13 protein-coding genes are annotated in these 14,554 nt (G+C 70.6%); 7 read left to right on the top strand and 6 right to left on the bottom strand.

The genetic code is table 11. The annotated features are described in order from the left end of the window. Nucleotides 1-38 precede the first annotated feature (38 nt). Both ACWC0C_RS23090 and ACWC0C_RS23085 read right to left on the bottom strand, forming a co-directional pair. Nucleotides 39-1,379 (bottom strand): FtsK/SpoIIIE domain-containing protein, encoded by a 1,341-nt coding sequence (locus ACWC0C_RS23090; RefSeq protein WP_450865538.1) that lies wholly within the window; start codon nucleotides 1,377-1,379, stop codon nucleotides 39-41. 2 nt (nucleotides 1,380-1,381) lie between these two features. After that, nucleotides 1,382-1,711: an SCO3933 family regulatory protein gene (locus tag ACWC0C_RS23085; RefSeq protein WP_352081960.1), complete on the bottom strand. Its 330-nt coding sequence runs from the start codon at nucleotides 1,709-1,711 to the stop codon at nucleotides 1,382-1,384. A gap of 164 nt (nucleotides 1,712-1,875) precedes the next feature. On the opposite strand from ACWC0C_RS23085, the gene ACWC0C_RS23080 reads away from it, so the two are divergent. From ACWC0C_RS23080 to ACWC0C_RS23065, 4 genes are all read left to right on the top strand, one after another. Next, nucleotides 1,876-2,667, top strand: a complete 792-nt coding sequence (locus ACWC0C_RS23080) for a GntR family transcriptional regulator (protein WP_450865535.1) — start codon at nucleotides 1,876-1,878, stop codon at nucleotides 2,665-2,667. Then, complete coding sequence (locus ACWC0C_RS23075; protein ID WP_450865534.1) at nucleotides 2,667-3,332, top strand: YdcF family protein; 666 nt, start codon at nucleotides 2,667-2,669, stop codon at nucleotides 3,330-3,332. Before ACWC0C_RS23080 ends, ACWC0C_RS23075 begins: the two co-directional genes overlap by 1 nt. A gap of 510 nt (nucleotides 3,333-3,842) precedes the next feature. Continuing rightward, nucleotides 3,843-4,559: a hypothetical protein gene (locus tag ACWC0C_RS23070; protein WP_450865532.1), complete on the top strand. Its 717-nt coding sequence runs from the start codon at nucleotides 3,843-3,845 to the stop codon at nucleotides 4,557-4,559. Nucleotides 4,560-4,924: 365 nt separating this feature from the next. Continuing rightward, entirely contained in the window at nucleotides 4,925-6,076 is a 1,152-nt protein-coding gene (locus ACWC0C_RS23065; protein ID WP_449195008.1) for a glutathione-independent formaldehyde dehydrogenase, read from the top strand. 157 nt (nucleotides 6,077-6,233) lie between these two features. Here the strand turns inward: ACWC0C_RS23065 and ACWC0C_RS23060 are convergent, their stop codons facing one another. Beyond that, entirely contained in the window at nucleotides 6,234-10,334 is a 4,101-nt protein-coding gene (locus ACWC0C_RS23060) for an nSTAND1 domain-containing NTPase (RefSeq protein WP_450865531.1), read from the bottom strand. Between the two features lie 434 nt (nucleotides 10,335-10,768). Further along, complete coding sequence (locus ACWC0C_RS23055; protein ID WP_450865530.1) at nucleotides 10,769-11,575, bottom strand: hypothetical protein; 807 nt, start codon at nucleotides 11,573-11,575, stop codon at nucleotides 10,769-10,771. Between the two features lie 173 nt (nucleotides 11,576-11,748). Here ACWC0C_RS23055 and ACWC0C_RS23050 point away from each other — a divergent pair, with 173 nt between their 5' ends. After that, nucleotides 11,749-12,231, top strand: a complete 483-nt coding sequence (locus tag ACWC0C_RS23050; RefSeq protein ID WP_450865528.1) for a hypothetical protein — start codon at nucleotides 11,749-11,751, stop codon at nucleotides 12,229-12,231. A gap of 82 nt (nucleotides 12,232-12,313) precedes the next feature. After that, nucleotides 12,314-12,502 (top strand): ferredoxin, encoded by a 189-nt coding sequence (locus ACWC0C_RS23045; RefSeq protein WP_450865526.1) that lies wholly within the window; start codon nucleotides 12,314-12,316, stop codon nucleotides 12,500-12,502. A gap of 1 nt (nucleotide 12,503) precedes the next feature. On the opposite strand, the gene ACWC0C_RS23040 is transcribed toward ACWC0C_RS23045, so the two are convergent. Both ACWC0C_RS23040 and ACWC0C_RS23035 read right to left on the bottom strand, forming a co-directional pair. Beyond that, entirely contained in the window at nucleotides 12,504-13,274 is a 771-nt protein-coding gene (locus ACWC0C_RS23040; RefSeq protein WP_450865524.1) for a glycosyltransferase family 2 protein, read from the bottom strand. 199 nt (nucleotides 13,275-13,473) lie between these two features. Further along, nucleotides 13,474-13,830 (bottom strand): DUF6344 domain-containing protein, encoded by a 357-nt coding sequence (locus ACWC0C_RS23035; protein WP_449195002.1) that lies wholly within the window; start codon nucleotides 13,828-13,830, stop codon nucleotides 13,474-13,476. Between the two features lie 349 nt (nucleotides 13,831-14,179). Here ACWC0C_RS23035 and ACWC0C_RS23030 point away from each other — a divergent pair, with 349 nt between their 5' ends. Further along, nucleotides 14,180-14,308 carry a DLW-39 family protein gene (locus ACWC0C_RS23030; RefSeq protein ID WP_003999697.1) on the top strand — a complete coding sequence of 43 codons (129 nt, stop codon included), beginning with the start codon at nucleotides 14,180-14,182 and terminating at the stop codon, nucleotides 14,306-14,308. The last annotated feature ends 246 nt before the right edge of the window (nucleotides 14,309-14,554 follow it).

Raw genomic sequence — 14,554 nt, 5'->3', positions numbered from 1 at the left:
GGCGCGAAGCGGTCGCGCCGACCGTGGAACAGGGGGTGTCAGTCGGTGACGGGTCGCGGCTTCACCAGCGACCGGCCCTCGGTCGGCGCCTCTACGGGCGCGTCGGGGCGGAAGGGCGCAAGGAAGGGGAGATCGGGGACCAGGTGGGCGTAGTCCCGGCAGATGGCGATCACTTCATCGCGGGAGGTTTCCGGGGTGCGGATCTTCGACCAGCCACCCGAGGCGTCGGCCGCGACCGCGGTTCCGGGGCGTTCCATCGGGATCAGGCTCGCGGCGGGTACCGCGTCGGGGGCGACGTCGGCGAGGCCCATTTCGGCGGTCTGCTTGTCATTCACGCGGTGCACCACCCGGCCGGTGAGCTGAGCACGGAGCATGGTGGCGCCCTTGCCCAGGTCGGAGCCGAAGCGCTGCCCGCAGATCTCCAGATAGATCCCGACCGCGCGGGCCATCTGCGCGAGACGGATCAACGCGGTCACGATCTGCTCCCGGTGCTCCTCGTCCTTACGCGAGGCAATCAAAAACAGCTCCGCCACCTCGTCCACCAGGACCACCACCGGCGCCGGCCGCAGCGACTCGGGCAGTTCCCAGATGTCGGAGACGCCGGATGCGTTGAGCAGGTCGAAGCGGTGTTCCATCTCCGCGACTAGGACCGCGAGAAGGGAAGCGGCGTCATCGGGGGTGGTCGCCAACGCGGACAGGCGTGGTGCGAAGGCCGACTGTTCGACGCCGCGCTTGCAGTCGATGCCGACCAAGGCGACCGGGAGTTGGGCGAGGCCCTTGATGAGGTTGCGCTGGTACACGGACTTCCCCGAGCCATTCGCGCCAAGCGTCAGCGCCATCGGCGCCTTCAGGTAGTCCCGCTCGAAGGCAGTCCCGTCATCGCGCAAGGCAACCGGCACGATCATGTCGTGCGGGACGGCCTTGCGGGGCATCCGCACCCGGCGCAGCACGTCATACCCGGTCATCCGCAGCTCCACGTAACCCGGCTTGATCTCCCGGACGGTCACCGAGTGCACGCCCCAGGCGTGGCGCAGCCGTTCCGAGGCGGCCGCCACGTCGGCGGGCTCCAGCCCGGCGGGAAGCCGCAGGGTCACCCGCAGCCCGGTCGAGGTGCCCCGCACCCGGCGGATCTTCGGCGGGACCGGCTGCACCTCACGCCGGGCCAGGTTCCGGGTTACGAAGGCCCGCAGGCCGGACGGCCGGACCGTCAGCCCGCAGACATCCATGGTGGGCCGGTAGGAGAACCCGAACCGCACCAGCGTGGCCGGCAGACCGACCAACGCCCAGTACGCCCGCGGCGCCCGCACCTTCGCGAAGCCGAGACCACCGGCCCCCGCTAAGGCTCCCGTGGCCTCCAGCCACATGGTCAGGTCGGTCATGGTCAGGCCGCCGAGGTGATCGCGACCGCGCGGAACGAGATGCCGTGACGCTTCTGGCCGTTGAACTCGTTCTCCCAGTCCCGCGCCTTCAGCCCGACCACCCGCACCGGCACGCCCGGCACCAGGCCCTCCGGGAACCCGGTCTCCGGGATCGTCACCTGGTACAGGTTCCCCTCCCCCTCGTCCGAGATCAGCAGGCCCACCGTCGACAGGGCCGCGCCCGTCTCCCGGTCCAGTGCCCGCTCACCCGTCTTCGCGTTGGCCAGCTTCGGCACCGGCGCGGTCGCCACGAACACCACAGCAGTCGACGTGTCGATCTTGAAGGACGGCATTCCTTGCTCTCCCTATGTCGAAGCTTCAGAGCAGCCCAATTAGGACTCGCTCCGCCCGCTGTCCTAGGACTGCGGGTGACTGGTAGAGACTGTGGCACGCAGTCCTAGGACTGTCAACAGTCCTGGGACTGTGCTTGACTTGGCATGTCGAGAGGAGCCAGGCGATGACGCCGAAGTGGCGGGAGCTAGCAGACAAGCTGGCTGAACGGATCAAGCGAGGTGAGTACGCCCCGGGCCAGCAGCTTCCGCAGATCAGGCAGCTGGTTGCAGACGGCGAAGGCTCAAAATCCACCGTCCACCAGGCCTACAAGGCACTTGAAGCCGAGGGCTTGGTGACGTCCTCTCGCGGACACGGCACCGTCGTACGGCAGAGAGTCCCGCTCAAGCGACTCGGCATTGCCAGGTACGACAAGGCCAAGTGGCGCGACGGTGACGAGGTGGCTTTCATCGCAGACCGCGTAGCTTCCGGGCGTGGCTACCGCCGGAATGAGCAGACCCAGAGCGTCAGCTTGGTAGAAGCTCCGCCAGCGGTCGCAGCAGCGCACGGTCTTCCCGAAGGCGCCCAGGTGTACGCGAGGGCCCGGCTGGTGAAGGAAGGCGACCAACCAACCCACACTCTGACCAGCTACTACCGGCCCGAGCACGTCGAGGGCACGCGACTCGTGGACCCCACTCCGGGACCGGCCGGCCGCGGCGGTGGTTTCCGGGTTCTGTACGACGCGGGGTACGAGATCGACCACATGAAGGAAGAACTCTTCGCCCGAGCCCCCACGCCTGATGAGGCGAAGCTCCTCCAGCTGCCGCCGGGCGAACCTGTCGTCGAGTTGCACCGGACGACCTACACGGCCTCTGACACAGTGGTCGAGTTCGCCATCGGTGTGCACGCGGCTTCGCGCTTTGCCTGGGAGTACGACTTCAAGGTCCCCGACTCGGCGAAGGACAAGAAGGGGCAGTAATGATCTCCGCACAAGCATGGGCCGACACTCGACGCCTGTGGGACTACCACCAGATGGGCCACACCCTGCGGCCGTGCTCAGTTGCTATCGGCTTGGGCAGTCACGACCTGGGTGTGGCCGAGACGGCTGTAGACCTTTACAAGCGCGGGATGGCTCCACTGCTTGTGTTCACGGGGGCCACCAGCCCCACGACGCGGGATCGCATGCCCCGAGGCGAAGCTGTGCACTACCGAGAGCGCGCGCTTGAACTCGGCGTTCCCGCCTCAGCCGTCCTTGTGGAGCCGCGAGCGCGGAACACGGGTGAGAACATCCGCTTCTCCCAAGAGCTTTTGGAAGAGGCCGGCATCCACGTGTCCTCCGTGCTGCTGATCAGCAAGCCGTACGAGGAGAGGCGGGCCTACGCCACCGCGCGCAAGCTGTGGCCCGCAGTCGAGATCGTCAGTGCATCTAGCCCGATGACGCTGGACGATTACGTCGATTCCATCGGCGACGCCCGGTTGGTCATCGACATGCTTGTAGGAGCCCTACAGCGACTGCTGATCTACCCGGCACAGGGGTTCATGATCCACCAGTCCGTGCCGGACGACGTGCTCAACGCCTACGACCGTCTGTGTGAAGAGGGCTTCACCAGCCGACTTCTGGCTACCGACCAGCCCTCTGCCTAAGCCGCACTGTTTCCTGACCGATCAGCCCAAGAGCTGTTACAGGTTTCTCTACCTCATCAAGCCCCGGCTGCGCTCCGCTCCGCCGGGCGCGCTTCCCGGCTCCGCTCCGCGCGACGCTCCTGCCTTCGGCCCGCTCCGCGCGGGCTGCGCCGACGCGCGCCCACGTGTGGGTAGGGCCGGTGGCCATGAGTCGATCACCGCATAGAGCGGCCTCCGGTCAAGGCAATGCCTCCGGCGGGGGATCGGCCGGCACCGGGATGGAGGGGGCGCCGTTCCCGGCTGCGGGTCCGTAGTGGCGTGCGTGGGGTGCTCCCATCCCGTCCACCGTCGACCCAGGCAGAGCCGAGCAGACGCGGCCCAGGGGCGTCAAGGTCGTTCGTACAGTGGCGCGCTCCACCTTGACGCCCCTGAACCACGCCCGCTCCACGGTGTGTGGGTCGACGGCGGACGGGATGGGAGCTGGGGTGAGTGGTGGGTGAAGGAGGGCGGCCCGCAGGCCACACTTGGGCCGTGACAATCAACGACGGCAGCGGGGCAATCGACTCCTGGGCGCTCCTCCTGGAGACGGACTGGAGCAGCGTCGACCACTGTTGCCCTAACACAGCCCCGGCGACCCCCGTGATTCTGGCAGGGCTACTGGATGACGACGAGGATGTTCAGCGAACCGCCGTACACGACCTCGGTCAGGCCGTGACCCACCAGAACAGCATCTATGGCGCCACCGCCCCGGCCGCTCGTTTCGTTATCGACATCCTTGGCCACCCCCGAACGATGACCTTGGGGGTCTATTTCCATGAGGAGCGCCGTCGGCCTATGCGCGCGGCACTCCTGGAATGGCTAGGTGACCTTGCTGACGACGCGACCTACGACGAAGACGGCCCTGGCGAACCTGACGACGTCGCAGCGGTGCGTGCCATCCTCCCGCTGATCTATGAGGCGGCGCGGCCGTACCTTACCGATCCGAACCTTCTGATCCGGGAAGCTGCGGTGCACGCAGCTGCGATGACGCTCGCCGCGCCTGAGCTGGCCGTGCACATCCCGAAGCTCGTGCCGCTGGTACGCAGCACGCTGAGCACCAGCGATTACCGGGGTTACCGATACCTTGCTGAGCGGTGCCTCGTGACCTGGGGTGTAAAGCCCGGCCCCCTACCCGACCCGCGGATCTCAGGTACCGATCCGATGGATCGCCCCTGGGCAGGCGGCTACTCCGACGACCCGCCATTCTGAAAGCGGTGATCGGCGGAGCCGCACCTTGTCAAGACCGCGCACGGCGGTTGACACCAGCGACTGACACCAACAAGCCCGAACAGCGGCGGCCGTCGCCGGACCTGAATGGACGATCTGCCAAGGAACCAGACCGGTTGGCCGATGTCGCCGACCTCCGGTGATCGACCTGATAAGGATGAGGCCACAGGTTCAAATCCTGTTAGCCCCACAGCACGAAGACCCCCGGTCCGGATGGACCGGGGGTCTTTGACATCGCCGGGTGGGGGGCGTTCCCTGGAAGTACCGGCGGTGGAGCGAGCGTGCGTCCCCCGGTCGCGGCTTTTCCTCGCCGCCGTCATCCAGCGCTCTAGGCGGAGGTGGCTGAGGTGAAAGCCGTCGTTTATGAGAAGCCGTTCAGCGTGACGGTCAGGGATGTCGACGATCCACGGATCCAGCATCCGAACGATGTGCTGGTACGGGTCACATCGACCGCGATATGCGGCTCCGACCTGCACATGTACGAGGGCCGTACGGCGGCCGAGGCGGGCATCGTCTTCGGGCACGAGAACCTCGGCGTGATCGAGGAGGTCGGCCCAGGTGTGACCTCGCTGTCCAAGGGAGACCGCGTGGTGATGCCGTTCAATGTCGCCTGCGGATTCTGCAAGAACTGCCTCGCCGGGAAGACCGGCTTCTGCCTGACGGTCAATCCGGGCTTTGCCGGCGGAGCCTACGGTTATGTGGCCATGGGCCCGTACAAGGGCGGCCAGGCGGAGCTGCTGCGGGTGCCCTTCGCCGACTTCAACTGTCTGAAACTGCCACCGGGCGACGAGTTCGAGACGGACTTCGTGCTGCTCGCCGACATCTTCCCGACCGGCTACCACGGCTGCGAACTCGCCCAGGTGGCGCCCGGCGAGAGCGTGGCCGTCTTCGGTGCCGGCCCCGTGGGGCTGATGGCCGCCTACTCCGCGCTGCTGCGCGGTGCGGCGAAGGTGTTCTCGGTGGACCGGGTGCCCGAACGGCTCGCCAAGGCGGAGGAGATCGGGGCGATCCCCATCGACTTCACCAAGGGCGACCCGGCCGAGCAGATCAAGGAGCAGACGGCCGGAGAAGGCACCGACAAGGGCGTGGACGCCGTCGGCTACCAGGCCCAGGCGCACGACGCCAGCCACGAGGAACCGGCGGTCGTCCTCAACGGCCTGGTGGAGACGGTCCGGCCGACCGGCATGCTCGGCGTACCGGGGCTGTACGTGCCCTCGGACCCGGGCGGCCCCGACGAGCACGCCAAGCACGGCCAACTGCTGGTCTCCATCGGCCGGATGTTCGAGAAGGGCCAGCAGATGGGCACCGGCCAGTGCAACGTGAAGCGGTACAACCGCCAGCTGCGCGACCTGATCATCGCCGGGCGGGCCAAGCCCAGCTTCGTGGTCTCCCACGAGCTGCCGCTGGAGGAGGCACCGCAGGCCTACGAGAAGTTCGACAAGCGGGTCGAGGGCTACACCAAGGTGGTCCTGCATCCAGGGCACGCCCTCGCCGCGTGAGTCCTGTGTGAGGCCCGCCCGAGGCACGGCCCCTGGACCATGAAAAGGCCCGATCGCTGGCGACGGGGGATGCACCAGCGATCGGGCTGTGGCCAAGGGTAACAAGACTGAGCCCTCCGTGGGGCAAAGTCGGACGACTTCAGGTCAGGTTGGCCGATCAGTGACCACACGGAGGGTCGTAGGAGAGGCGGGGGAGGTACTCGTGCCACTTCTGCGCGGTCAGCACGCCCCGCGTGACCGAGCAGATGTGGTCGATCGCCGCGTCGGCGTCCAGACTCCACAGGCGGACCGTGTCGGCACCGCTGGAGACCCCGAGGACGCGGCTCTTGGGGCTGAAGGACAGGAAGTTGCCCGTCTGGCCGTTGGGGCTCATCGACCGGCCGATGGGCGTCGCCGAGGCGGGATCGGAGACGTTCCACAGCCGGACCGTGTTGTCGTCGCCGCCGCTGGCCAGAGTGCGCCCGTCGGGGGTGAACGTCAGTGACATGACCGCCTCGGTGTGGCCGGTGAGCGGCGAACCCAGCGCGGTCGCCGAGGCGGGGTCGGTGACGTTCCACAGCCGGACCGTGTCGTCGTCGTTGCCGCTGGCCAGGGTGCGGCCGTCCGGTGTGAACGCGAGCGCGTTGACGCCCCCGGAGTTCTCGGTGAGCGGTGTGCCGAGCCGGGTCGGGCGGGCGGGGTCGGTGACGTCCCAGAAACGAACGGTGCCGTCCGCGCTGCCGCTGACCAGGGTGTGCCCGTCCGGGCTGAAGACCAGGGCGTTGATGTACCCCCGGTGGCCGCTGACCGGCTTGCCGAGCGGAACGGCGTGCGCGGGGTCGGAGACGTTCCACAGCTGGAACCTGTGGTCGTCGTAGGCGGTGGCCAGGATGCGGCCGTCCGGGCTGTACCCCAGCGCGTTGGGACCCATGAAGCGGGTCTGCAGGGCGAGGGGTGCGCCGGCGTGGACCGGGCGGGCGGGGTCGGTGACGTTCCACAGGTACACCGACCGGTTACCGGTGAGGATCGCGAGGGTGCGCCCGTCGGGGGAGAACAGCACGTGCTCGCTGTTCTCCCCGCGCATGAACGGCTCACCCAGCAGCTCGGGCCGGCCGGGCCGAGCCACGTTCCACAGCCGGATCCGGCCGTCCCGTGCGGCCGTGGCCAGCACCTTCTCGTCGGGGCGGAACGCCGCGCTGCGGCCGATCACGTCCGAGGTCGGCACCGACCACAGGCGCACCTTGCCGTCGCCGTTGCCGGTGGCCAGGGTCCGCCCGTCGGGGCTGAACCCCAGGGCGAACATCTCGCCGCTGCTGCCCGTGAGCGGCTCACCGACCTGCGAGGGGGACGTGGGATCGGTTACGTTCCACAGGCTCGCCGTGCTGTCGGCGCTCGCCGCGGCCAGCCTGCTGCCGTCCGGGCTGAAGGCCACCGACCAGATCGGCCCGGTGTGCCCGGTCAGCGGTGAGCCCAGCGCGGACGGGTGCGCGGGGTCGGCCACGTCCCACAGCCGGATCGTGTCGTCCGCGCTGCCACTGGCCAGGGTGTGCCCGTCGGGGCTGAACGCCACCGAGTGCACCAGGTCCGTGTGGCCCTTCAGCGCCGTGCGGTACGGCTTCGGGTGGCGCGGGTCAGCCGTGTTCCACAGCAGGATCGTGTGGTCGTCGCCGCCCGCCGCGAGGGTGTGTCCGTCGGGGCTGAACGCGACGCTGCGTACCGCGGCGCTGTGGCCGGTCAGCGGTGCGCCCAGTTCGGACGGGTGGCGCGGGTCGGCCACGCTCCACAGCCGTACCGTGTGGTCCTCGCTCGCCGAGGCCAGCGTACGGCCGTCGGGGCTGAAGGCGATCAGGTAGATCGTGCCCGTGTGGCCGCTGAGCGGCTTGCCCAGCTGCACCGGGTGGGCGGGGTCGGTGACGTCCCACAGCCGGATCATTCCGTCGTCGCCGGCGCTCGCGAGGGTGTGTCCGTCCGGGCTGAAGACGGCGCTGCTCACCCAGCTGGTGTGGCCGGTCAGCGGTTTGCCGAGGGGTTTGGGGCGGCTCGGGTCGGCCACGTTCCACAGCCGGACGGTCCGGTCGTAGCTGGCCGTGGCCAGGGTCCTGCCGTCGGGGCTGAAGGTGGTGAGGTAGACGGCGCCGGTGTGGCCGGAAAGGGGAGTGGCCAGCGGCGCGTTCACGATCGAGATCAGCCTGCTGTACGTCCCCTCGTCGTCCGGGCGCAGCCGATGGGCGACCAGGTCCAGCTGGGCGGCCAGGGACGGGTCCGTGCGCTGGACCCGGTCGGCCTCGGCGAGCACCTGTTCGAACACGGCGTCGTCCCGCTGCTGCCAGGCGATCACCGCCGAGCCGCCCGCGACCAGGGCCAGCACGACCAGCAGCGCCACCGCTGCCCGGCTGATCCACACCGTGCGCTTGCGCAGCCGTACCGAGGCGGCCAGGAACTCCACCGCGCTGCGGGTCAGCAAGGTGTCCCCGGCCGACCGGGTCCAGCTGCGTGCCTGCTCCAGCCGGGAGCCCCGGTACAGCAGCGAGCTGTCCCGGTCCGAGTCCTCCCAGGCCCGGCCGTCCTCCTCCAGCCGCTGGCGCACCAGCTGGTCGCCCCGGTCGTCGTCGATCCAGTGCCGCAGCCGGGGCCAGGCGTGCAGCAGCGCCTCGTGGGTGATCTCCACGGTGTCCGCGTCCAGCGTCACCAGCCGGGCCCGGACGAGGGCCTCGAGGGACTCCTCCGTCTTGCCCGGGTCCGCCGACTCCTCCGCCAGCTGCCGCCGGGTGCCCCGCCGGCGTGTGGCCTGGGTGTCCTCGCCCAGCCGGACGAGGCGCAGCAGAAGCAGCCGGGCGGCTGTACGGGCCGCGGGGTCGAGCCCCGACCAGGCGCGCTCTGCGGTCGCCGCGACGGCCCCCTGGATCCCGCCCGCCGCGCGGTAGCCGGCCAGCGTCAGCCGTCCGGCCTTGCGGCGCTGCCAGGTGGCGAGCAGGGCGTGCGAGAGCAGCGGGAGCACGCCCGCGTCATGGGCCCCGCGCGGGCCGTCGGCGCTCACCTCGCGGACGATCAGCTCGGCGAGCCCCGTCTCCAGCTCCAGACCCACCGCCTTGGCCGGGCCGGTCACCGCCTCGCGCAGTTCGGTGCTGGTCAGCGGGCCGAGCACCATGTGCCGGTGCTGGAGCGCGTCGGCCAGTTCGGGGTAGCCGAGACACTGCTCGTAGAAGTCGGCGCGGATGCCGAGGACGACGAGCACCGGGGCGGGCCCGTCCGAGCCGGCGGGCGGGGTGCAGGCGGCGTGCAGCAGCTGGATGAAGGTACGCCGGTCGGCCTCGTCGGCGCAGAGGGTGAACGCTTCCTCGAACTGGTCCACGATGACGACCGGCCGGCTCGCGGCGGACGCCTCGCGGCGGGCCCACGCCGAGACGGCCTCGTGGGCCGCCCGGGCCACGCGGGGCGAGTCGGAGCCGGGAACCGCCGGATTCTCCGTGGCCTCCTGCTCGGCCCGGCGCGCCTGGGTGGCGACGGCGGTGAGATCGGGGATACGGCGGACCAGCTCGCCCAGCGGGTCGGCACCGGGGACGAGGTGCAGGACGCAGTCGCCCGCATCGTTGCCGTTGCCGTTGCCGTTGCCGTTGCCGTTGCCGTTGCCGGCGGTGGCGTCGGCGGGCGTGCCGCGTCCCTCGTGCAGGGCGCCGCCGCGAAGGGCCGGGACCAGGCCGGCGTTCAGGAGGGAGGACTTACCCGCTCCCGACGCGCCCACCAGCATCACCAGACCGCCGGTCCGCTCGGCGTCGCGCAGCTGGGCGACGAGTGCGCTCGTGCTCCGCTCCCGGCCGAAGAACCACCGGACGTCCTCCTGCCGGTACGGGGCCAGCCCACGGTAGGGGCACACGCCTCCGGCGACGGGCGGGGCCTGGTCGGGTGGCTGCTGGTTCTCCTCGGCGGGCGGTGCGGGCCGGTCACCGACCGGGTCGGCCAGCGCGCGCTCCCACAGCCGCTGCCAGTGCACGAGGTCGTACAGGCCCGCGGACACCGGCGCGGGCCGCAGCCGCCGTGCCTCCGGGATCAGGATGTGCAGGACCGCCGCGAGGGCCGTGAACTGCGCCGGCACGTTCTTGGCCCGGCGCCAGTCGCTGATCCGCTGTGCGGACACCCGCACGGGCCGTCCGCGCTCGTCGATCCGCTGCAGCCGTACGACCGCCTCGGCGACGCTCTTGAGGGGAGGGTTTCCAGCCTCCTTGTACAGGAGCGCAAGGCGCTCGGCGAAAGCTGTGCGTGTCCCTGAGTCGGAACTCAAGGTCCCACCCCTTTACGTTCCCCCCGCATGTGGACGTCCGGACCGGAAAACCCACCTTATACGGCTGACCTGCGGTAAAGCACTGGACCGGAGGTCGTGGTCTCCTCCTTGGCGGGTAACAGATGGCAGGATCCGGACCCGGTAGCGGACCCGTCACACACCGTCCGGACAGGCCACGGCCTTGCGTCCGGAAAGACAGCCCACGGCACCGAGGGATCTCGGCCAACTTCCATCAATGGCTGAGTGAGCCCGTGAGCCCGTGAGCCCTTTGGGCCGCTCCCGTTCTTCGACCCGTGCCGAGCCGACGCGGCGCGGGTCGATGCTCCGCACCCGTTCGGCACCGGTCCCCACGAGGGGAGGGACCGGTGCCGGGCGGGTGGGGTGGTGAGTGGGTGTTCGGTCGGGTTTGGCGACGTTTCACGTGAAACAGCGCCTCAGTCGGCCGCCCTGTGCGCTTCGAACCATCCGGCCGCGCGAGCCGTGGCCACGGCTAGGCGCTCGGCTTCCTCGGCGGAGGCGTTCAGAGCCGCGTCCCGTCCCCGCGCACTGCCGCCGGCCGCTGCCGCGGCGGCCTGGGAGGCCGCCAGAGCTGCACGCAGGGCGACAGTCGAGGCACTTGCGGATGCCGTGGCCGGGGTGGCGGCGGATGCTGTGGCCGAGGGGTCGGGCGACTCCGTGGTCGAGATGCTGGCCGACTCCGTGGCTGGGGCCGTGGTGCCGCGGTCCCGGGCGGCGGCCGTGATGTGGCTGTCCCGGGTCGTGGCCGAGGTGGTGGCGGACTCCGTGGCCGAGGTGGCGGCGGATGCCGTGGCCGAGGGGCTGGCCGACTCCGCGGTCGAGATGCCGGCCGACTCCCTGGCCGAGATGCCCGCCGACTCCGTGGCCGGGGCCGTGGTGCCGCCGTCCCGGGCCCCAGCCGTCACGGCGCTGTCCCGGGCCGCGGCTACCTGGGCGGCGAGTGCTGCGGTGGCGGCGGCGTTGCGGGCGCAGCGGGCGTCGGCCGCCGGGTCCGGGGCGCTCGTGGTCAGCGCGGCGAGCGACTCGGCCGACAGGCGCAGCGCGTTGGCGGCCCGGCCGACGGGGTCCCTCGGTACGATCTTGGCCGCGTCCCGGCCGACACCGGCGTACCGGCATGCGGCGACCGCACGGTCGTAGGCGCTGTGCGCGCGGGCCCCGTGGAGTCTGCGCAGTGCTTCGGCCTCCGTGCCTGTTCCGGCCGCTGTCTCTTCCCGTCCGCTCATCCTCGGCCTCCCTTGCCCGGGACGACTCCGCAACCCCTGGTCCGGGGTGCGGGCAGGGTGCCATGTCGGTCCTGAAGAGGCCAGAAGTACGGACCGGGTCCGGGCATGCGCTGGATATCTGACGGAGTGTCAGATACGGTGCCCTCCGACGGCTTCCCGAAGGGGTGAGTGTCATGCAGAAGCGGCCCCCGTGTCCGCGACCGCCCGGTGTTCCGCGCTGGGTCGCGATGTTCCACCAGCCCTCGCTGGACTCCTGGACCGTGGGCGCCGAGTCTCCCGACCGGGCTCCCGTGCTGTACGCCGTAGGGGACATGACCCAGACCCTGCGGGCGCGAGGCGAGGAGGTGACGGTCGCCCTGTGGGGGCCGAGGGAAGGCGCCTGGCACTTCTTCGACACCCCGGCCGCGAAGGCGCCCGCACCCGCCCCGCCCGCCTCGTCCGGCGGGCCCGCGCCCGGCGCCGGTGAACCGGCCAAGCTCGCGGAACGCATGACGGGCCGTCGGCACCAGGTCCTCCTGGCCGGTCTGAGCAGGGCGGGCCTGTACGACCTGAGCCCCGAGGACGGCGAGGCGGTGCGGACGATGGCCGAGCTGCTGGACGAGCCCACGGTCCGCCGGGTGGCCCACTGGCTGTCCGTCGCGGGCGGGGAGCGGTAACGCGCACCGGTCCGGTCCGGTTCGGCGTGCGGTCCGCCGGGCAGTGACGTCCTGGAAGCCACCGTCCAGGACTGGAGGACGCATGAAGGTCTCCGTGGACCGCTCCCTGTGCTACGGCTCCGCCGAGTGCGCGCACCGGGCGCCGGACGTGTTCGCCTTCGAGGACGGATACGGCGTCGTACGGCCCGGCCGGGAGGAGTCCGCCGACGACTCACGGGTCCGGGAAGCGGCGGAGTCGTGCCCCTCGCAGGCGATCGTGCTGGCGCAGTGACTCAGGGAGTGCGGGCACCGGCCGGGTAGACCCACCGGAGGTCGGCCAGTGCGCGGGCCCGGGCCTCGACGACCGCCGTCCGGGCCTTGCGTTCGACGGGATCGGCGTGGAAAGCCTGGCGCGTGACCTGGCCCTCCCACTTGCGGTACAGCAGGCCGGGCTGCGCGCAGAACCAGCCGCGGCTCACCGCGCCCAGCGCCAGCAGCAGCCCCGTGTCCTCGGAAGCCGGCAGGGCCATCCACCCGCCGAGTGCGGTGAGCAGTCGGCGCCGGACGCACAGGGTCGCCGGATGGACGGGTACGCGGTAGTCGTTCCGTTTCCAGTGGTCGAGGACGGTGCCGCGGTCGAGGGGGCCTTCGTCCGGGTCGCCGGGCAAGGCCGTCGTGGAGCCGTCGGGCAGCAGGTCGAGGGCCCGGGAGGTCGTCCAGCCGACGGCGGGGTCCTCCTCCAGCACGGCCAGGTCGCGGGCCAGCGCACCCGGCGTGAGCCGGTCGTCGGCGTCCAGGACCTTCACGTACGTGCCCCCGGCGCGCGCCAGCGCGATCGTACGGGCGACTCCGGGCCCGCCCGGCCTGCCCTGGCCGAAGCTCACGCGCGGGTCCCGCCGTGGGACGTACGGGCGGACCTCGTCCGTGGTGCCGTCCTCCTGGATCACCCACTCCCACTCCCAGCCGCCGGGCAGCCGCTGTTCGCGCAGGGACGCGTAGGCGTCCGGCAGAAAGCGGGCGGACGGGCCGTGGACGGCGGTGACCACGGTGACGCGCCGGGTCACGGCAGCACTCACCACCTTTCCGGAGGCGTTGTCGGTTCGTCGGCCGTCGGTTCATTGACCATCGGTTCGTCGGCCATGCCGTCAGGCCGCAAAAGCGCGAGACCCCCGGCCGAACCCGGCCGGGGGTCTTTCCGTGTCGACTGGTGCGTACGCAAGTCGCCTTGTGTCGAAACGTTGCGGTACTGCGTGCGGCGGGCCGTCAGCAGTCGAGCGTGGCCGCCGAGGGGTCCTGGGGTGTGTCCGTGCTCTCCGTCTGGCTGTCGCCGAGGGGTCGGTGCCGGCAACCGGGGGTCTTTCCGTGGGCCTCGGCCCGGATGCGCTGTTTCATCGTGGGGGGCAGGGCGCCGGCGTGGGACTGGGACCAGCGGCGAGGTGCTGGGATCGTCGGGTTCGTCGGGATCGTCCTGTGCGCGGTGCCGGTGCTGGAGCCCTCGTTACCGGTCGCGGCCGCGGCGGTCGTGGCGGTCGTGGCGGTGACGAGTCCGAGCGCGGTGCACAGTGCGAAGAAGGCGGTGACGATGGCGGTCCACAGCTTCATGACCTTGTTCTGGGTCATGGCCCCTCACTTTCGGGTCGGGCGATTTGCGTACTTTCCTCATGATGTGTATGTGGATCGCGAAGTGGTGGACCGACGCCCGTGGCGCGTCGATGTTCCGATGAACACCACCCGGATGGCCGCAAGAGAGCCGGAAAACTCCCCAAACCTGGTGAGAGTGAGCGAAGAGGGAGCAAAGTAACCGTCCGTGCGGGTGTGATCACCCTCCGATCGGAACGGCGCCGGACCTGGCCTATTGCGCTGCCGGAAGCGGGAGTTGGGGCCCGACGCAGGTCACCGATCGATATCGATCGGTGTGTATAGTCGGGCGCCAGAGGTCCCCTACGTCAAGGAAAGACGAGGTCGCGCGGTGAAGAAGCTGCTCCTGGTCGCACTGGCCGCCATCGGCGGGCTCCTCGTGTACCGCCAGATCCAGGCGGATCGCGCCGAGCAGGATCTGTGGACGGAGGCGACCGACTCCGTGCCCACGGGCTCCTGAGTGCCGATACCAGAATCTGAACAGACCCCGACCGCCCCTTCGCGGTCGGGGTTTTGTGTTGCCCCGGCGTGCCTTGCCCGTCTTGCGGGCGCCCGCCGGGTGTTGTACCCGTTCGCGAAGGGGGACAGCCCGTTTCACGGGCGCACGACGGGAGTTGCCGGGCGTTTCGGACGGCCGTATGCGTTGCCCGGATGACGCACGGGCGCCCGGGGCAGGATGGGCGCGGTCCGGTACGGCTGCGCAGCG

It is taken from the genome of Streptomyces sp. NPDC001709 (genome assembly GCF_053596375.1).
The sequence above is the reverse complement of the archived record's forward strand: the minus strand, read 5'-3'. Positions and strand labels throughout refer to the sequence as shown.